Origin of the sequence: Mycobacterium sp. (assembly GCF_025933915.1) — a bacterium.
Taxonomy (GTDB): Bacteria; Actinomycetota; Actinomycetes; order Mycobacteriales; family Mycobacteriaceae; genus Mycobacterium.
In genome coordinates this window covers 1-18,229 of record NZ_JAICZA010000094.1, presented here as the reverse complement: position 1 = coordinate 18,229, position 18,229 = coordinate 1, and the positions used below count along the sequence as shown (strand labels likewise).

Here is an 18,229-nt window from a genome sequence, read left to right as displayed (position 1 = left end):
GCGGTACTTATTCTAGCTGCAGCCGGGCTAACGAGCCGCGCGGCAACCTGCTGACGGTGACTCTGCAACCGGATTGAGCACTGCGAAGTGCACCTAGCGATCCGGCTCGTCGTCGCTTTCGACGTCACCCTCGATGAGGCGCCGATTGCCCCGGGTGTTGTCCGCCCATCGCAGCATGGGCAGCTCCCGGCGGCGGGCCGGCAGGTCGGTGACATCGCTGAGCGCCCGCACCACGCCCTGCGTCAGCCCCATGATCGCGGCCATCACCGGCAGCAGCGGCTGCAGTGGCCTGGCCGCCGAGCGCACCGTGCTGATGCGGCGGGCGACGGCCACCCGCTCGACGCAGTGACAGAGCCAGGCGCCCACCCCCAGCGCGTAGATCGAGAGCACCGAGGCGACGATGGTCCACCCGTAGGCGGCGCACACCACCGCACCCACCACCACCGTCGCGGCCAGCACGGCCGCGACGACCAGGCGCAGCTCCAACCGGGTCATGACTGCGGTCCGTGGTCCTCCGCTGTGCCGGCGGCGTCGGGACCCGCCGCGCCCCGAACGGCCGCCGCGGCCGCCCTGATCTGTGGGGTCACCAACATGACGTGGCCGAGTACCCCGTTGACGAAGCCCGGCGAATCGTCGGTGGACAGCTCCTTGGCCAGCTGGACGGCCTCGTCGACGGCGACCGGCTCCGGCACGTCGTCGGCATACAGCAGCTCCCACACCGCGACCCGCAAAATGGCGCGGTCCACGGCGGGCAGCCGGTCCAGCGTCCAGCCCTGCAGGTGCGAGCTGATCAGGTCGTCGATGTGTGCCGCGTGTTCGCCGACGCCCCGGGCCGCCGCGGCCGTATACGGCTGCAGGGGCGCGATTTCGGGATTCGCTTGCGCCAGCCCGGTGCGGACGTCGACGACTTCCGCCGGGCTCAATCCACGCGCCTCGGCTTCGAACAACAGGTCGACGGCACGCTTGCGAGCCTGATGTCGCCCTTTAACGGGCCGGCTCACGCGTTGACACGTCCCAGGTAGCTGCCGTCGCGCGTGTCCACCTTCAGCTTGTCCCCGGTGTTGATGAACAAGGGCACCTGGATCTCGGCCCCGGTTTCCATGGTGGCGGGCTTGGTGCCGGCGCTGGACCGGTCGCCCTGCAGGCCGGGCTCGGTGTGGGTGACCTCGAGTTCGACCGACACCGGCAGCTCGATGTACAGCGGCGCCCCGTTGTGGAACGCCACCTGCACGGGCAGGCCCTCCAGCAGGAAGCGGGCGGCGTCGGAGACCAGCGACTCCGGCAGCGGGTGCTGCTCGTAGTCCTGGCTGTCCATGAACACGAAGTCCGAGCCGTCGCGGTACAGATACGTGGTGTCGCGCCGGTCCACGGTGGCGGTCTCCACCTTCACCCCGGCGTTGTAGGTCTTGTCGACGACCTTGCCCGAGAGCACGTTCTTCAGCTTGGTCCGTACGAACGCCGGGCCCTTGCCCGGTTTGACGTGCTGGAACTCGACGATCTGCCACAGCTGGCCGTCGATCACCAGCACCAGTCCATTCTTGAAATCGGCAGTGCTTGCCACGGTTCGGTATGTCTCCTCGAGGATGGACAGTCGTCTCCGGAACTGTCTGTAACTTGTCGGCCAGTTTAGAGTGCTCGCCGATCGAGGCCGGCCGGCCGGGGTCGGACGCCGACGGACGGAACGCCGCTAGCGGTGGGCCTGTTCGCGGTCGACCCGGGATGGTTCCTCGGGCGAGGGCAACGGCTTGATCATCGTCAACAGCGGGACGCGCATCGTGACCCCGCCGGCGAACGGAACGTGCACGGCGAAATAGACGATCTGCATCTCCAGCCGCGTCTCCCGCAGGGGCTGGGCGTACAAGTCCCACCGGAAATCGCGGAGGCGCGCCAATCCCCGTGCCACCCCGTTCACGCACCCGACCTTACTCGGGGGGGCAAGCCCCGAACCGGTGCGACTGCGGGCGCTAGTCGGCACCATCGGGGGCTAGTGCCGATCGCAAGCGCGGCGCAGGCGCCGGGCGCGGCGGGTCGGCACCATCGGGGCTAGGTCAGGACCGTCAGCTCCTTGGGAAACTTGGTCAGCAGTTCCGGGGCCTGCGCGCGGCCCTTCTCCGGCACCACCAGGGTGTCCTCGATGCGGACGCCGCCGCGACCGGGCAGGTAGACGCCGGGCTCCACCGTCACCACGGATTCGGCCAGCAGTGTGCCGGTGGAGGTGGCGCCGATGCCCGGCGCCTCGTGGATTTCCAGGCCCACACCATGACCGAGGCTGTGGCCGAACTGCTCGCCGTAGCCGGCGTCGGCGATCACCTGGCGGGCCGCCGTGTCCACCCCGCGCAGGTCGGCGCCGGCGCACAGCGCCTCCCGGCCGGCCCGCTGCGCGTCGGCGACCAGTTGGTAGATCTCCAGCTGCCAGGCCGCGGCTTTGCCGAGCACGAACGTGCGCGTCATGTCGGAGTGGTAGCCGCCGACCAGAGCGCCGAAGTCGATCTTGACGAAATCGCCGGCGGCCAGCGCCGCGTCGGTGGGGCGATGATGCGGGATCGCCGAGTGGGGGCCCGCGGCCACAATGGTCTCGAACGAGATCGCGTCGGCACCGCGGTCGAGCATCAGGGCCTCCAGCTCCCGGCTGACCTCGCGTTCGGTGCGGCCGGGCCGCAGGCCGCCCCGCGCCACCAGGTCGGTGAGTGCGGCGTCGGCCGCCTCGCAGGCCAGCCGCAGCAGGGCGACCTCGCCGGCGTCTTTGACCTCGCGCAACCCTTCGACGGTTCCCGCGGCCTTCACCAGCTCGGTGGCCGCCTTTCGGCCCTCCAGCTCACTGGTCAGCGCGTCGAAGCCGTCGACGGTGACCACGTTGCTCTCAAAGCCCAGCTTTCGGGCGCCCGCCTCGGCCGCCTGGCCGGCCAGGTAGCGCCCCAGTACGCGCTCGATGGCGACTTCGAGGTCCGGCGCCTGTTCGGCGGCCTGGGTTCGGTAGCGCCCATCGGTCGCCAGCACGGGACTTCGATCGCTGAAGTCATCGGCGAACACCAGCAACGCGCCGTTCGAGCCGGTGAATCCGGAGAGGTAACGGACGTTGACCAGGTCCGTGACCAGCAGCGCATCCAGTCCGCGGGTCGCGAGCTGTGCTCTGAGCCTGTCTCGACGCTGAGAATGTGTCACGGGTCTTGACGGTACTCGCTACGCTTTTGGGCCATGAGTAACTGGATGCTGCGCGGATTGGTGTACGCCGCGGCGATGGTCGTCGTTCGATTGTTCCAAGGTGCGCTGATCAACGCGTGGCAGACGCAGGCTGGTCTGTTTAGCGTGGCGCTGCTGATTCTGTTCATCATCGGGGTGGCCGTGTGGGGGGTTCTCGACGGCCGGGCCGACGCCACTGCCAACCGTGATCCGGATCGCCGCGGCGATCTGGCGATGACCTGGCTGCTGGCCGGCCTGGTCGCGGGCCTGCTCAGTGGCGCGGTCTCCTGGCTGATCGCGCTGGTGTACACCGGCCTGTACACCGGGGGGCTGATCAACGAGGTGACGACGTTCGCGGCCTTCACCGCGCTGTGCGTCTTCCTGCCCGGCATCATCGGCGTGACCATCGGCCGCTGGCGGGTGGACCGGCAGTTCGAGAAGACGCCGGAGAAACACCATGGCCTGGGCGCAAAGCAGGAGCGCGACAGTGACACCGATGTGTTCACCGCCGTTCGCGGCGATGACGCTCCGACCGGTGAGATCCCCGCGGCCCAAACCGAAGCGCGGACCGCCGCGGTCGCCACGGCCGAGCGCGAGGGGCGCACCGAGACGATGCCCACCGAGGAATCCCCCACCGAGACGATCGCCAAGACCGAGGACGACCCGAAGACCGAGGCCATCCCGACCGCCGGCGACGAGCACACCAAGCCGGTCGGGGAACCGAAGAAGGATTAGCCGGCGGCGTTCGGAGCCGCGGCCAGGTAGCGCAGGGCGAGCAGGTAGCCCTGCACTCCCAACCCCACGATCACTCCGGTCGCGACGGGGCTGAGGTAGGAGTGGCGCCGGAACTCTTCGCGCGCATGCACATTCGAGATGTGCACCTCGATGAGGGGTGCGCTCAATTCCGCGCACGCGTCACGCAACGCCACCGAGGTGTGGGTGAGCCCGCCGGCGTTGAGGATCACCGGTTCTTTCGCGTCGGCGGCCGAGTGGATCCACTCCAGCAGCTGAGCCTCGTCATCGCTTTGTCGCACAACAGCTTTGAGGCCGAGCGCGGCGGCTTCCCGCTCGATCAGCGCCGCCAGCTGCTGGTGCGTCGTGTCGCCGTACACGTCGGGCTCGCGTCGGCCCAGCCGGCCCAGATTGGGGCCGTTGATCACCTGCACGTTGACGTTCGCCGCCGTGCTCATGACACCTCCGCGAGTCCCGCATAGGCCGCCGCCAGGAGCGACGGGTCGGGGCCGGCCAGCCGGCCCGGCTTGGCCAGTCCGTCGAGGACCACGAACCGCAGCACGCCGGCGCGCGACTTCTTGTCTCCGCCCATGTATTCCAGCAACTGCGGTAACGCATCGGCGTCGTAGCTGACCGGCAGGCCGAGCGCGGACAAGATGGTGCGGTGGCGTTGCGCGGTCGCGTCGTCGAGCCGCCCGGCGAGGCGGGCCAGTTCGGCGGCGAAGACCAGGCCCACCGACACCGCGGCGCCGTGCCGCCACTCGTAGCGCTCGCGGCGTTCGATCGCATGCCCCAATGTGTGTCCGTAGTTGAGGATTTCGCGCAGCTCCGACTCTTTCTCGTCGGCGGCGACGACCTCCGCCTTGACGGCGATCGCGCGGCGTATCAGCTCCGCGAGCACCTCACCCGAGGGGTCCAACGCGGCCTGCGGGTCGGCCTCGATGAGGTCGAGGATCACCGGATCGGCGATGAAGCCGGCCTTGACGATTTCGGCCATCCCGGCGACGAGTTCGTTGGGCGGCAATGTTTCCAACGTCGCGAGGTCGACCAGGACCGCGCGTGGCTGATGGAACGACCCGACCAGGTTTTTCCCCGCGTCGGTGTTGATACCGGTCTTGCCCCCGACGGCGGCGTCGACCATGCCGAGCAACGTCGTGGGCACGTGCACGATGTCGACGCCGCGCAGCCAGGTGGCCGCCGCGAAACCGGCGACGTCGGTGGCCGCGCCGCCGCCGAGGCTGACCAACGCGTCCTTGCGTCCAATCCCGATGCGGCCCAGCACTTCCCACAAGAAGCCCACGACCGGCAGGTCTTTGCCGTCCTCGGCGTCCGGGATTTCGATGCGGTGCGCGTCAATGCCCTTGTCCGCCAACCGGCTTCGGATCACCTCCGCGGTCTCCGCCAGTACCGGTTGATGCACGATGGCCACCTTGTGCCGGCCGGAAAGGAGCTCGTCGAGCTCGCCGAGCAGGCCGGTGCCGATGATCACCGGGTACGGCGGGTCGACGGCCACCTCGATGGTGACCGGGTCCTTCAGGGGGGTCATGTGGCGGCCCCCGCAGGAGCCTGCAACCGCGAAACGATGTAGCGGACCACCGCGCCGGGATTGCGCCGGTTGGTGTCGACGCGGATGGTCGCCGCCCGCCGGTACAGCGGACTGCGTTCGGCCATCAGCGCGCGGTATTTGTCGGCGCGGTCGGGCCCGGCCAGCAGCGGCCGAACGGTGTTGCCGCCGGTGCGGCGGACGCCTTCGGTGGCGCTGATCTCCAAGTAGATGACGGTGTGGCCGGCGAGCGCCTCGCGAACCCCCGGGCTGGTGACGGCGCCGCCGCCCAGCGACAGCACGCCGTCGTGGTCGGCCAGCGCCGCGCGGACCACGTCCTCCTCGATGCGGCGGAACTCCCGCTCGCCGTCGGTGGCGAAGATTTCGTCGATGCGACGGCCGGTCCGCTGCTCGATCGCCGCATCGGTGTCGACGAAACCGACGTCGAGCGCCTTGGCCAGCCGCCGCCCGATGGTGGACTTGCCCGACCCCGGCAGGCCGATCAGGACCGCTTTGGGCGCCATCACGCGGTGCCCCGGGCGGCCGGCGCCTCCCGCTCGGCGACCGCCCGCTGATAGGCCTCGACGTTGCGGCGGGTTTCGGCCAATGAATCGCCGCCGAATTTCTGCAGCGCCGCGCGGGCCAGCACCAGCGCGACCATGGCCTCGACCACCACGCCGGCGGCCGGCACCGCGCACACGTCCGAGCGCTGGTGGATCGCGACGGCCTCGTCGCCGGTCGCCATGTCGACGGTGGCCAGCGCCCGCGGCACGGTGGAAATCGGCTTCATCGCCGCGCGCACGCGCAGCGGCTGGCCGTTGGTCATGCCGCCCTCCAGCCCGCCGGCGCGGTTGGTAGAGCGGACCACGCCGCCGGGACCGGGGTACATCTCGTCGTGGGCGCGGCTGCCGCGACGGCGAGCCGTCTCGAATCCGTCGCCGATCTCGACGCCCTTGATCGCCTGGATGCCCATGACGGCGGCGGCGAGCTGACTGTCGAGCCGGTTGTCGCCGCTGGTGAAGGAGCCCAGCCCGACGGGCAGGCCGGTGGCCACCACCTCGACCACCCCGCCCAGGGTGTCGCCGTCCTTTTTGGCCGCCTCGATCTCGGCGATCATCGCCTTTTCCGCCGCCTCGTCGTACGCCCGGACCGGGCTGGCGTCGATCGCGGCCAGGTCCCCGGGGCCCGGCGGCGGCCCGTCGTAGGGCGCCGACGGGCCGATCGCGATCACGTGTGAAAGCACCTCGACGCCCAGCGCCTGACGCAGGAACGAGCGGGCGACGGTCGCCGCGGCGACGCGGGCCGCGGTCTCCCGGGCGCTGGCCCGTTCCAGCACCGGGCGGGCGTCGTCGAAGCCGTATTTGAGCATCCCGGCGTAATCGGCGTGGCCGGGCCGCGGCCGGGTGAGCGGGGCGTTCCGGGCACTGTCGGCCAGCTCCTCCGGGTCGACCGGGTCGGCGGCCATCACGGTTTCCCACTTCGGCCATTCGGTGTTGCCGATCTCGACGGCGATGGGCCCGCCCAGGGTGAGGCCGTGACGGACCCCGGACAGCACGCTCACCGCGTCCCGCTCGAACGCCATCCGGGCCCCGCGGCCGTAACCGAGCCGGCGACGGGCCAACTGTTCCGCAATGTCGAGGGAGGTGACCTCCACACCGGCCACCATGCCTTCGAGCACGGCCACCAGCGCACGGCCATGCGACTCCCCGGCGGTGATCCAACGCAACACGCGTCCCATCTTCCCATGTCTGCCCGGGTGGGCTTAAATCCGCGCACCGCCGTCGAGAACCAGGCCGATCGCGACCGCGCTGGCCAGACACATCGACGGGCCGTGCGGCACCGCGGCGGCCGTGCCGTAGGCACCGCCGCGTAACCGGGCCACCACCCCGACCAGCGCGGTCAACACCGGCGCCACCAACGCCGCCAGGAACCACGCGCCGGCACCGCAGCATCCCGTCAGCGCGCCCAAACCGATGGCCAGCTTGACGTCACCGGCCCCCATCCCGGCGGGCGAAACCCCGTGCACCAACAGATAGATCGCCGTCAACGCCGCGGCTCCGCCCAGCGCCGACGACCCGCGCCCGGCCAGCGTGGCCACCACCAGGATCGCCCCGGCCCCGGCCAGGGTCAGCGCGTTGGGCAGTCGTCGTTCGCGGATGTCGTAGCAGCTCAACGCCGCCAACCAGACCAGCACCAGACACACCGCCGCAATCCGCATGCGCGGCAGGCTAATCCGATGCCTCCAGCGCGCAAGTCATCGCCTCGCGCGGCGCCGGGAGCCCGGTGAACTGTTCCACCTGCGCGAACGCCTGATGCAGCAGCATCTGCACGCCGCTGATCACCCGGCCGCCACCGGCGGTCACCGCGGCGGCCAGCGGTGTCGGCCACGGGTCGTAGACGGCATCGAGCAACACACCGATGCCGGACAAGGTGCCCGCATACCGCGCCGCCACGTCGGCCGGAATGGTGCTGACCAGCGCGTCGGCGGCCGCCACCTCGTCGGCCAGCCCGCCGCCGTCGAGGTCGCAGAACCGCGTCGCGACACCCATCGCGTTGCCGAGCTCCACCAGCCGGGCCGCCTTGTCGGGATTGCGGGCCACCACGGTGATGCCGCTGACACCCAGTTGGGCCAGGCCGGCGACGGCCGCCGGCGCGGTGCCGCCCGATCCACAGACCAGCGCCCGTCCCGAGGCGCTCCCCAGCGCCCCCGCGACGCCGTCGATGTCGGTGTTGTCGGCCCGCCAGCCCGTCGGGGTGCGCACCAGGGTGTTGGCCGACCCCACCCGCTGCGCACGGTCGGTGCGCTCGTCGGCGAACCGCAGGGCGGCGAACTTGCCCGGCATGGTCACCGACACCCCGACCCATTCGGGCCCGAACCCACCGACCACCCCCGGCAACTGGTCGGCGTCGCATTCGATGCGCTCGTAGGTCCAGCCGGTCAGGCCCAGCGCGCGGTAGGCGGCCAGGTGCAATTGCGGGGACTTCGAGTGGGCGATGGGCTTGCCGAGCACCGCCGCTTTTCTGGGCGCGCTCTCAGCGGGCGGAATCGAGGACACCGTTGTGCTTAGCCAGCTCGATATTGGCCAGGTGCTGCTGATAATCCTTGGTGAACAGCGTGGTCCCCTGGCCGTCGATGGTGACGAAGTACAACCAGTCACCGGGCTCGGGATGCTCGGCGGCGTTCAGCGCCTCGACGCCGGGCGAACAGATCGCCGTGGCCGGCAAGCCCTGCGACACGTAGGTGTTCCACGGCGTCTTCTGGGCGCGGTCGCCGTCGGTGGTGGCCACCTCGCGGCGGTCCAACGGGTAGTTGACGGTCGAGTCGAACTCCAGCGTGTGGCGCGCGTGCAGGCGGTTGTAGATGACCCGCGCGACCTTCGCGAAGTCCTGCGACTTGGACTCCTGCTGCACCAGCGAGGCCACCACCAGGATGTCGTAGGGCGACAGACCCATCGCCTGGGCGGTGTCGACCAGCCCGGACTTCAGGTATTCCACGGCCCCCGCGCTGATCAGGTTCGACAGGATGCTCTCGGCCGGCGCGGACGGATCGACGTTGAACGTCCCCGGCGCGATCAGCCCCTCGATGCGGCGGTGGTCCTTGCCGAGCTCGGTGACCGGCTCGACGGCCCACGGCGGCACGGCCAGCGCCGCGGTACTGCTGTTGGTGGCGGCCGCGCGCAGGTCCTGCGCCGGGACGCACCGCTGGTCCCCGTCGAAGTCCACGCAGGTGGCCCGCGAGATGAGCGTGAAGATGCCGGGATTCACCACGTTGGTCTTCATGTCGGTGGTGTCGTCGAGCTGACGGCCCTCCGGGATGACCAACCGGCCCACCCGGCTGTTCGGGTCGGCCAACCGCGTGACGGCGTTGGCCGCCGGGATTTCGGTGCGCATGCGGTAGAAGCCGGGCTGGATCGAGGAGATCTTGCTGTTGCCGTGCGCGGCGTTGACGAATGCACGGACGGTCTTGATCACCTGCTCGTTCTGCAGTGTCTCCCCGACCATGGTGGTCGAGTCACCGTCCTTGATCTGAATCACGATGTCGCGCTTGCCGTTTCCGGTGTAGTCGTCACCGGGCCCGAAGACGGCGTGCCACAGCTTGCCGCCCGCGAAAACACCCGCCACCACGATCACGGCCACCAGCGCCAGCGCCGTCCGCAGGGCGGCGCGCCGCCGTCGGCGGCCCCGCTCCGCCTGATTCCGGGCCGTGCGGCTCGACCTGCGCCGCGGCCGGCCGCCCACGGCCTCGGGTTCGGCTCGTTCACGCCGTGCGCTCTCAACCATCGCTCGGCTCCCCCGCCGGCGGCCCAGCCGAGGTGGCGCGGCGTTGATCCAGCCAACTCTGCAGGATCGCCACCGCCGCCGCCTGATCGATCACCGCACGCTGCTCTTTGGCCCGGACGCCGGCCGCGCGCAGCGATCGCTGCGCGGCCACGGTCGTCAGCCGCTCGTCGGCCATCCGCACGGGAATCGGGGGAACTCGGCGGCCCAGCACTTCTTCTAGTTTGCCGGCCAGCTCGATCGCGTCGATCGCCGACGGACCGGTGCGGTCGGCCAGCGTGCGCGGCAACCCGACGACCACCTCGACCACCTCGAATTCGGCGGCCAGCGCGGCGAGCCGCCTCAGGTGTTTGCCGGAGCGGTCGCGGCGCACCGTCTCCACCGGGGTGGCCAGGATGGCGTCGGGGTCGCTGCAGGCCACGCCGATGCGCACACTGCCCACGTCGACGCCGAGGCTCCTCCCGGGTCGGGACCTTCGACCCGGATTGTCCTGGTCGGGATCGTCGGGCCGGTCGGGCGCGCGGTGCTGTGCGGAGTCCACTCAACCGACCCGCGCTATCGCGGCGATCTCGGAGCGGACCGCGTCGAGCGCCGCGTCGATGCCGGCCGCGTCCTTGCCGGAGCCCTGCGCCAGGTCCGCCTTGCCGCCACCGCGGCCGTCGACCGTCGCGGCCAGCTGCTTGACCAGGTCATTGGCGCGGATCCCCAGATCCTGGGCGGCCTGATTGGCAGCGACCGCGTAGGGCACGCTTCCGCTCTCGCCCTCGGGCCCCGCGGAAATCGCGGAGATCAGCGCGACCACCGCGGGATCGCTACCCAGCTTGCCGCGGATATCGCCGACCAGGGAGCGCAAGTCGGCCGCCGTCATACCGCCGGACATGCGTTGCGCCACCACCCGGACGTTACCGATACGTTCCGCGCCGGCCGCGGCGTTGGTGGCGGCGGCCTTCGCGCCGGCCAGCCGGGCGCGCTCGAGTTCCTTCTCCGCCGCCTTGAGCCGCTCCACCAGGTTGGCCACCCGGGCGGGCACCTCGTCGGACGGCACCTTCAGCGACGACGCCAGCCCGGCCATCAGCGCACGTTCCTTGGCCAGGTGCCGGAACGACTCCAGCCCGACGTAGGCCTCCACCCGGCGCACCCCGGAACCGACCGAGGATTCGCCCAGGATCGTCACCGGCCCGATCTGAGCCGAGTTGTGCACGTGGGTTCCACCGCACAGCTCCAGCGAAAAGGGCCCACCGATCTCCACCACCCGCACCTCGTCGGGATAGCGTTCGCCGAACATCGCGATGGCCCCCATCGCCTTGGCCTTGTCGAGTTGCTCGGTGAACGTGTGCACCTCGAAGTCGGCCTGCACGGCCTGGTTGGTCACCTCTTCGATCTGGATGCGCTGCTCGTCGGAGAGCGGTCCCTGCCAGTTGAAGTCGAAGCGCAGGTAACCCGGACGGTTGAGCGATCCGGCCTGAACGGCGTTGGGCCCCAGCACTTGTCGCAGCGCGGCGTGCACCATGTGGGTGCCCGAGTGCCCCTGGGTGGCGCCCCGGCGCCACTGCGGGTCGACGGCCGCGACGACGGTGTCGCCCTCCACGAATTCCCCGGACTCGACGTTGACCCGATGCGCCCACAGGGTTTTGGCGATCTTCTGCACGTCGGTGACCGCGGCGCGGGCGCTCCCGCCGGCTCCGGTCCCGCTGATGGTGCCCTCGTCGGCGATCTGCCCGCCGGACTCGGCGTAGAGCGGGGTGCGGTCCAGCACGAGTTCGACGCGATCGGCCCCCTCTGCGCCGTGCGTGACCACCGGCACCCGCTTGCCGTCGACAAAAATACCCAAAATCCGTGCTTCGGAGGATAATTCGTCGAAACCGGTGAACTCGGTGGGGCCGGCGTCGACCAGTTCACGATACGCGCTCAGGTCGGCGTGCGCGTGTTTGCGGGCGTCGGCGTCGGCCTTGGCGCGGCGGCGCTGTTCGGCCATCAGTTCCCGGAAGCCGACCTCGTCCACGCGCAGGCCGGCCTCGGACGCCATCTCCAGCGTGAGCTCGATCGGGAATCCGTAGGTGTCGTGCAGGGTGAAGGCGTCCGAACCCGAAATCGCTTTCGCACCCGATGATTTTGTGGTGTCGGCGACCTCGTCGAACAATTTCGATCCCGCTGCCAGTGTGCGGTTGAACGCGGTCTCCTCGGCGACCGCGATGCGCCTGATCCGGTCGAAATCGGCGGCCAGTTCGGGATACGACGGGCCCATCGCGTCGCGCACGGTGGCCATCAGGTCGCCGACGATGGGGCCCTCGATGTCGAGCAGCTTGGCCGAGCGGATCACCCGGCGCAGCAGCCGGCGCAATACGTATCCGCGGCCGTCGTTGCCGGGGGTGACACCGTCGCCGATCAGGATGGCCGCGGTGCGGCTGTGGTCGGCGATGACCCGGTAGCGGACATCGTCGTCGTGGTTGCCGACGTCATAGCCGCGCGGCGCCCGTGCGGCCACGGTTTCGATGACCGGCCGCAGCAGGTCGGTCTCGTAGACGTTGTGCACGCCCTGCAGGATGAACGCGACCCGCTCCACGCCCATGCCGGTGTCAATGTTCTTGCGGGGCAACGGCCCGAGGATCTCGAAGTCTTCCTTGCCGGTTCCCTCGCCGCGCTCGTTCTGCATGAACACGAGGTTCCAGAGCTCGATGTAGCGGTCCTCGTTGACCACCGGCCCGCCCTCGACCCCGAACTCCGGTCCCCGGTCGTAATAGATCTCCGAGGACGGGCCGCACGGCCCGGGAATGCCCATCGACCAGTAGTTGTCGGCCATGCCGCGACGCTGGATGCGCTCTTGCGGCAACCCGGCGATTTCCTGCCACAGTCGCACGGCCTCGTCGTCGTCGAAATAGACTGTCGCCCAGATTCGTTCGGGATCCAGGCCGTAGCCGCCCCGCTCGACGCTATTGGTCAACAGAGTCCACGCCAGCTCGATGGCGCGGCGCTTGAAATAGTCGCCGAACGAGAAATTGCCGGCCATCTGGAAGAACGTGTTGTGCCGGGTGGTGATCCCGACCTCGTCGATATCGGGGGTGCGGATGCACTTCTGGATGCTGGTGGCGGTCGAGTATTCCGGTGTGCGAGCGCCCAGGAAAAAGGGCACGAACTGGACCATGCCCGCGTTGACGAACAGCAGGTTGGGGTCGTCGAGGACCACCGATGCGCTCGGCACCTCGGTGTGGCCCGCCTTCACGAAATGATCAAGAAACCGTTTCCTGATCTCGTGTGTCTGCACTTTCGGAGTCCGCTTCTTCCTGTTACTTCGATGTCTTGTTCCCAGCCTATTCGCCGGGGTATGGAAGCCCGTCTAACGACGCATTTCGACCGCTCACAGTACCTGCTCGGTGGCACCGGCCACCCGGCCGCTAACCCTGAAGAAAGCTGAGCCGAACCGAGCGTTGCGGGTTGTCGCGGTTCAGATCGACCAACACGATGCTTTGCCAGGTGCCCAGCATCGGCTCCCCACCCGAGACCGGAACCGTCACCGACGGCGCGACGAGCGCCGGCATCACATGGTCGGCGCCGTGGCCCTCGGAGCCGTGCGCGTGCCGGTAACGGTCGTCGCGCGGCAGCAGCCGTTCCAGCGTGTCGACGAGGTCGTCGTCGGAGCCGGCCCCCGTCTCGATGATCGCCACGCCCGCCGTGGCGTGCGGGACGAACACGTTGCACAGGCCGTCCCCGCGCGACCAGCAAAACCCGCGCACCGCCTCGGTGAGATCGACGATGCGGCGGCGTGAGGTGTCCACGTCCAGCACATCGGTATGCATCCGAACCAGCCTACGGCGCGGGCCTCACGACCAGCCAATCGTTTGTGAGCGCGGCCACAGTTGAGCATTGCGGCGCGCAACAGGCAGGAGGAAGGTAGTTCATGACCGGTGGCGCCACCGGGGCGCTGCCCCGACAAAGAGGGGGTGGATCGTGTACGCACGCTCTACCACAATTCAGGCGCAACCCTCGTCCATCGACACCGGAATTGCGCATGTTCGCGATGAGGTCATGCCCGCGCTGCAAGGCATGCCGGGGTGCATCGGAGTATCCCTTTTGGTCGACCGTCGCTCTGGCCGGTGCATCGCCACCAGCGCCTGGGAGAGCGACGAGTCCATGCGCGCCAGCGGTGAAGCCGTGACGGGAATCCGTGATCGGGCGGCGGAAATGTTCGGGGGCACGGCGAACGTCGAGCAGTGGGAGATCGCGGTGCTGCATCGCGACCACCGCGCGCCCGAAGGTGCGGGCGTACGGGCGACGTGGGTCAAGGTGCCGCCGGAAACCATGGATCAAGGCATCGAGTACTACAAGTCGTCCGTCCTGCCCCAGCTCGAGGGCCTCGACGGGTTCTGCAGTGCGAGCCTTCTGATCGACCGCGCCTCCGGGCGTGGTGTGTCCTCCGCGACGTTCGACAGCATCGATGCGATGGAGCGGAACAGGGAGCAGGCAACCGCGCTGAAGGACTCCTCGATGCAAGAGGCGCGCGCCGAGGAAATCGATGAATGCGAGTTCGAGTTGGCGCTAGCGCACCTCCGAGTGCCCGAGCTGGTCTGATCGAGATGGGCGGTAGACCGGCCGAACCAGGCATTCGGCCGGTCGCCGATCGGCACCCCGAAAGCATTGCGGCGAGTTACCGGCAGGAGGAAGGTAACTGGTGGGACCGGTGGCGCCACCGGGGTGCCGCCCCGATAGAAGGGGTCGACCGTGTACGCACGCTCCACCACCATCCAGGCGCAACCCCTGTCGGTCGACATCGGAATTGCGCACGTTCGCGATGTCGTCATGCCCGCCCTCGAGGAGATCGACGGGTGGTTGGGGTTGTCGCTGTTGGTTGACCGGCAGTCCGGCACCTGCATCGCCACCAGTTCGTGGGAGACCATCGAGGCGATGCGCGGCAGCGTCGAGCGGGTCGCGCCCATCCGTGACCGGGCCGCGCTGATGTTCGACGGCAGCGCGCGGGTGGAGGAATGGGACATCGCGATGCTGCACCGCGACCACCCCTCCGTTCAGGGCGCGTGCGTGCGGGCCACCTGGCTCAAAGTGGTGCCGGATCAGCTCAGCCGCTCGCTGGACTTCTACCGGTCCTCGGTACTGCCGGAAATGGAGCACCTCGACGGGTTCTGCAGCGCCAGCCTGCTGGTCGACCACCCCACCTGCCGCCGGGCGGTGACCTGCTCGACGTTCGACTCGATGGACGCGATGGCCCGCAACCGCGACCGCGCCACCGAGTTGCGCAGCCGGCGCGTTCGCGAGCTGGGGGCCGAGGTGATTGACGTCGCCGAGTTCGAGCTGGCGATCGCCCACCTGCGGGTGCCCGAGCTGGTCTGAGCGCCTGGCCAGCCGCGCCGAGTGTGCGGCCCGCCGCACCGTCGGCACCGAGTGCGCGGCCAGCCGCGCACTCGGACGGCCAGCCCCAAGTCAGGGCAGTGCGTCGCCGGCGAATCCGCGGCAGGCGTGCACCTGATAGACGAAGACCCCCGCCGCCACCCCGGGGTCGTCGGCCATGATGGCGGCGGTCTCGTCGGCGGTCGCGGCGAACACTCCGACGCCGCAGACATCGGACTCGTCGGTGACCGGCAGCACCACCGCGAGCACTCCGTCGTCGCGCAGCCCGAAGTTGCGCCGGCCGTGCTCCCAGATGATCGCCGGCGACGACTCGTCACCGAATCTCGGGCCGCGCTTGAGGATGACGACGCTGTAGGGCTTGGCGGTGGGCAACAGTTGGCCCATCTCCTCGTCGGTGAAGGTTTTCATCCCTTTCAGCCCCGCTTCCTGCGAATGATCGCGCGCAGCCGCTCCAGCCGGGCGGCCATCTCCCGTTCGCCGCCGCGACCGGTCGGCCGGTAGTAGTCGACACCCACCAGTTCATCCGGCGGATATTGTTGTGCGACAACACCATCCGGGATGTCGTGCGAATATTTGTAGCCCTGCGCATTGCCCAGCGCCTCCGCGCCCGAATAGTGCCCGTCACGCAGATGCGGCGGCACGAGGCCTGCCTTGCCGGCCCTGATGTCGTTCATCGCCGCGCCCAGCGCCGTGGTGACCGCGTTCGACTTGGGTGCGGTGGCGAGATGAATCGTGCAGTGCGCCAAGGTGAGCTGCGCCTCGGGCATGCCGATCAACGCCACCGTCTGCGCGGCCGCGGCCGCAACCTGCAGCGCGGTCGGGTCGGCCATGCCGATGTCCTCGCTGGCCAGGATCAGCAGCCGGCGCGCGACGAAGCGTGGATCCTCCCCCGCGACGAGCATGCGGGCCAAATAGTGCAGCGCCGCGTCGACGTCCGAGCCGCGCACCGACTTGATGAAGGCGCTGATGACGTCGTAGTGCTGGTCGCCGTCCCGGTCGTAGCGCACCGCGGCTTCGTCCAGGGACTGCTCGACGGCGGTGACCGTCAGCTCGCCGCCGGAGGGCACCGCCTCGGCTGCGACCTCCAGCGCCGTCAGGGCACGCCGGGCGTCACCGGCGGCCAACCGCACCACCAGATCGATGGCCTCGGACGCGACCGTGACCTGCCCGCCCAGGCCGCGCGGGTCGTCGACCGCACGCTGCACCACGGTGCGGATGTCGTCGGCGCCCAGCGGCCGCAACTGCAGGATCAGCGAGCGGGACAGCAGCGGCGCCACCACCGAAAACGACGGGTTCTCCGTGGTCGCCGCCACCAGCAATACCACCCGGTTCTCCACGGCCGACAGCAGCGCGTCCTGCTGGGTTTTGGAGAACCGGTGCACTTCGTCGATGAACAGCACCGTCTGCTCGCCATGAAGGAGTGCGGTGCGCGCCTTTTCTATCACCGCACGAACGTCTTTGACGCCGGCCGACAACGCCGAGAGTGCCTCGAACCGGCGGCCGGTCGCCTGTGAGATCAACGCGGCCAGCGTGGTCTTGCCGCTACCCGGTGGCCCGTACAGGATGGCCGACGCCACGCCGGAGCCCTCGACCAGGCGCCGCAGCGGAGACCCGGGCGCCAACAGGTGGTGCTGCCCGACCACCTCGTCCAGCGATGCCGGGCGCATGCGGACGGCCAGGGGCGAGCCGCCCGACACGCCCAGCCCATGATCGTCTGGCTGTGGCGCGCCGGGCAGGTCAAACAGACCGTCGGACACGGCTTCAGGCATACCACGCGGGACGGACGTCCGCGCCAGGCCTGGCAATCCGCGCGGCCCGGCCGCATCTTTGCTAAGTTCGGCGTTTGCCAAGTTCAGTGCGCGTTCCCTCCTAGGAAACTTCAGACACGAGGAAATCCGACAGCAAGGACGGACATGAGCCAACCCCCCGAATATCCAGGCACCCCGGCGGACCCTCAGGGCGGCAGCCAGAATCCTCCCGGCTACCCCCCGCCGCCCGGATACGGTGCGCCGCCCCCGCCGCCTCCGGGTTACGGTCCTCCTCCGGGTTATGGCGCGCCTCCCCCGGGTTACGGTCCGCCCCCGGGCTACGCCGCACCCCCGCCGGGCTACGGACCCCCACCCGGATACGGGCCCCCGCCCGGGTACGGGGGCCCGCCCAAACCCGCGTTCAGCATCGGTGACGCGTTCGGCTGGGCCTGGAAGACATTCACCAAAAACGCTGTGGCGCTGATTATTCCGGCTCTGGTGTACGGGCTGCTGATCGGCGCCGCCTCCACGGTGACGCTCGTGGGCGAAAATACGGGCGCGACGCCATCTGATGATTTCGGCTTCGGCTTCTTCTTTTCGACGAATCTCACCGGCTCCGGGTGGATCGCCGTCTTAGTCGGCTCCCTCGTCTTTTACGGCGTGGGCGCGTTAGCCCACGCCGGATACCTGTCCGGGTGCCTGGATATCGCGGACGGGCGCCCGGTGACCATCGGATCATTCTTCAAGCCGCGCAACTTCGGCATGGCGTTTCTCGCAGCGCTGATCATCGGGGTTCTTACCTCGATCGGCTATTCCCTATGCCTGGTACCGGGCCTCATCCTGACCCTCTTCGTGCAGTTCACCATCCTGTTCATCGTCGATCGCTCGCAGTCGGCCATCAACGGGTTGACGTCGAGCGCTTCGCTCGTCTGGTCGAACTTCGGGAATTCCCTGCTGGTGTGGCTGGCAGCGATGGCGGCGACCTTCGTCGGGGCTTTGGCGTGCGGTGTCGGCCTGCTGGTGGCGGTTCCCGTCGTCGCGCTCGTCCTGACCTACGCCTACCGCAAGTTCTCCGGCGGGCAGGTTGCTCCGCTGGCGCAGGCGGGTTACCAGCCCGGTCCGCCACCGGCATAACGGCCGGCGCGCCGAGCCTCCTCGATTTGCGCCGCGTGCGTACCGTGCAGCAGTAATGGCGTTTGCGGACATGACATTAGGGACCGGTGCGGCCTCGGCCGGCGCTGGCGGCCGCTACGACGCCGACCGCCTGCTGGCCGGCTACCGGGCCGCGCGTGCCCAGGAAGCGCTCTTCGATCTGCGGCGCGGCCCGGCAAGCGGCTACGACGAATTCGTCGACGCCGACGGCAACGTGCGGCCGGCGTGGGCGGAGGTG

22 protein-coding genes are annotated in these 18,229 nt (G+C 69.4%); 5 read left to right on the top strand and 17 right to left on the bottom strand.

Features of this window, described 5'->3' with window-relative positions:
* Positions 1-93 precede the first annotated feature (93 nt).
* The 5 genes from Q0W90_RS15765 to Q0W90_RS15745 form a co-directional block, all read right to left on the bottom strand.
* Entirely contained in the window at positions 94-495 is a 402-nt protein-coding gene (locus Q0W90_RS15765) for an antitermination protein NusB (RefSeq protein ID WP_297775161.1), read from the bottom strand.
* Positions 492-1,001, bottom strand: coding sequence for a transcription antitermination factor NusB (gene nusB / locus Q0W90_RS15760; protein WP_297699211.1), 510 nt, complete (start codon positions 999-1,001; stop codon positions 492-494). The genes Q0W90_RS15765 and nusB overlap by 4 nt, the downstream gene beginning before the upstream one ends.
* Positions 998-1,561, bottom strand: a complete 564-nt coding sequence (gene efp / locus Q0W90_RS15755; protein WP_297595106.1) for an elongation factor P — start codon at positions 1,559-1,561, stop codon at positions 998-1,000. Before efp ends, nusB begins: the two co-directional genes overlap by 4 nt.
* 126 nt (positions 1,562-1,687) lie before the next feature.
* Positions 1,688-1,912: a hypothetical protein gene (locus Q0W90_RS15750; protein ID WP_297595105.1), complete on the bottom strand. Its 225-nt coding sequence runs from the start codon at positions 1,910-1,912 to the stop codon at positions 1,688-1,690.
* 131 nt (positions 1,913-2,043) lie between these two features.
* The gene (locus Q0W90_RS15745) at positions 2,044-3,162 is read right to left on the bottom strand and encodes a Xaa-Pro peptidase family protein (protein WP_297699213.1); all 1,119 of its coding nucleotides are present in this window, start codon (positions 3,160-3,162) and stop codon (positions 2,044-2,046) included.
* Between the two features lie 33 nt (positions 3,163-3,195).
* Between Q0W90_RS15745 and Q0W90_RS15740 the strand changes: the two genes are divergently transcribed.
* Complete coding sequence (locus Q0W90_RS15740) at positions 3,196-3,915, top strand: B-4DMT family transporter (RefSeq protein ID WP_297595103.1); 720 nt, start codon at positions 3,196-3,198, stop codon at positions 3,913-3,915.
* On the opposite strand, the gene aroQ is transcribed toward Q0W90_RS15740, so the two are convergent.
* The 10 genes from aroQ to Q0W90_RS15690 all read right to left on the bottom strand — a co-directional run bounded on the left by aroQ (position 3,912) and on the right by Q0W90_RS15690 (position 13,515).
* Entirely contained in the window at positions 3,912-4,370 is a 459-nt protein-coding gene (aroQ, locus tag Q0W90_RS15735; protein ID WP_297595102.1) for a type II 3-dehydroquinate dehydratase, read from the bottom strand. The two genes, Q0W90_RS15740 and aroQ, sit on opposite strands and share 4 nt — an antisense overlap.
* Complete coding sequence (gene aroB, locus Q0W90_RS15730; RefSeq protein ID WP_297595101.1) at positions 4,367-5,458, bottom strand: 3-dehydroquinate synthase; 1,092 nt, start codon at positions 5,456-5,458, stop codon at positions 4,367-4,369. The genes aroQ and aroB overlap by 4 nt, the downstream gene beginning before the upstream one ends.
* Positions 5,455-5,979 carry a shikimate kinase gene (locus Q0W90_RS15725; protein ID WP_297595100.1) on the bottom strand — a complete coding sequence of 175 codons (525 nt, stop codon included), beginning with the start codon at positions 5,977-5,979 and terminating at the stop codon, positions 5,455-5,457. The genes aroB and Q0W90_RS15725 overlap by 4 nt, the downstream gene beginning before the upstream one ends.
* On the bottom strand, positions 5,979-7,184 hold the full coding sequence (gene aroC, locus Q0W90_RS15720; protein ID WP_297699216.1) for a chorismate synthase: 1,206 nt from the start codon (positions 7,182-7,184) through the stop codon (positions 5,979-5,981). The genes Q0W90_RS15725 and aroC overlap by 1 nt, the downstream gene beginning before the upstream one ends.
* A gap of 33 nt (positions 7,185-7,217) precedes the next feature.
* Positions 7,218-7,673, bottom strand: a complete 456-nt coding sequence (locus tag Q0W90_RS15715; RefSeq protein ID WP_297595098.1) for an A24 family peptidase — start codon at positions 7,671-7,673, stop codon at positions 7,218-7,220.
* Between the two features lie 10 nt (positions 7,674-7,683).
* The gene (locus Q0W90_RS15710) at positions 7,684-8,502 is read right to left on the bottom strand and encodes a shikimate dehydrogenase (RefSeq protein WP_297595120.1); all 819 of its coding nucleotides are present in this window, start codon (positions 8,500-8,502) and stop codon (positions 7,684-7,686) included.
* Positions 8,489-9,736 carry an endolytic transglycosylase MltG gene (locus tag Q0W90_RS15705; protein WP_297595097.1) on the bottom strand — a complete coding sequence of 416 codons (1,248 nt, stop codon included), beginning with the start codon at positions 9,734-9,736 and terminating at the stop codon, positions 8,489-8,491. The genes Q0W90_RS15710 and Q0W90_RS15705 overlap by 14 nt, the downstream gene beginning before the upstream one ends.
* Positions 9,729-10,274 carry a Holliday junction resolvase RuvX gene (gene ruvX, locus Q0W90_RS15700; RefSeq protein WP_297775157.1) on the bottom strand — a complete coding sequence of 182 codons (546 nt, stop codon included), beginning with the start codon at positions 10,272-10,274 and terminating at the stop codon, positions 9,729-9,731. Before ruvX ends, Q0W90_RS15705 begins: the two co-directional genes overlap by 8 nt.
* Positions 10,275-12,995: an alanine--tRNA ligase gene (alaS, locus tag Q0W90_RS15695; RefSeq protein ID WP_297775155.1), complete on the bottom strand. Its 2,721-nt coding sequence runs from the start codon at positions 12,993-12,995 to the stop codon at positions 10,275-10,277.
* Positions 12,996-13,125: 130 nt separating this feature from the next.
* Positions 13,126-13,515, bottom strand: coding sequence for a secondary thiamine-phosphate synthase enzyme YjbQ (locus Q0W90_RS15690; protein ID WP_297595119.1), 390 nt, complete (start codon positions 13,513-13,515; stop codon positions 13,126-13,128).
* A 163-nt stretch (positions 13,516-13,678) separates the two neighbouring features.
* Between Q0W90_RS15690 and Q0W90_RS15685 the strand changes: the two genes are divergently transcribed.
* Together Q0W90_RS15685 and Q0W90_RS15680 are read left to right on the top strand one after the other, a co-directional pair.
* Entirely contained in the window at positions 13,679-14,299 is a 621-nt protein-coding gene (locus Q0W90_RS15685) for an antibiotic biosynthesis monooxygenase (RefSeq protein ID WP_297595094.1), read from the top strand.
* A gap of 150 nt (positions 14,300-14,449) precedes the next feature.
* Entirely contained in the window at positions 14,450-15,073 is a 624-nt protein-coding gene (locus Q0W90_RS15680) for a hypothetical protein (RefSeq protein WP_297595093.1), read from the top strand.
* A gap of 90 nt (positions 15,074-15,163) precedes the next feature.
* On the opposite strand, the gene Q0W90_RS15675 is transcribed toward Q0W90_RS15680, so the two are convergent.
* Both Q0W90_RS15675 and Q0W90_RS15670 read right to left on the bottom strand, forming a co-directional pair.
* Entirely contained in the window at positions 15,164-15,499 is a 336-nt protein-coding gene (locus tag Q0W90_RS15675) for a hypothetical protein (protein WP_297595092.1), read from the bottom strand.
* Between the two features lie 5 nt (positions 15,500-15,504).
* Positions 15,505-16,860, bottom strand: coding sequence for a replication-associated recombination protein A (locus Q0W90_RS15670; protein WP_297701066.1), 1,356 nt, complete (start codon positions 16,858-16,860; stop codon positions 15,505-15,507).
* A gap of 144 nt (positions 16,861-17,004) precedes the next feature.
* Here Q0W90_RS15670 and Q0W90_RS15665 point away from each other — a divergent pair, with 144 nt between their 5' ends.
* Entirely contained in the window at positions 17,005-17,973 is a 969-nt protein-coding gene (locus tag Q0W90_RS15665) for a hypothetical protein (RefSeq protein ID WP_297595090.1), read from the top strand.
* 55 nt (positions 17,974-18,028) lie between these two features.
* Positions 18,029-18,229, top strand: a 201-nt coding sequence (locus tag Q0W90_RS15660) for a hypothetical protein (RefSeq protein ID WP_297775153.1), incomplete at its 3' end; no start/stop codon positions are given.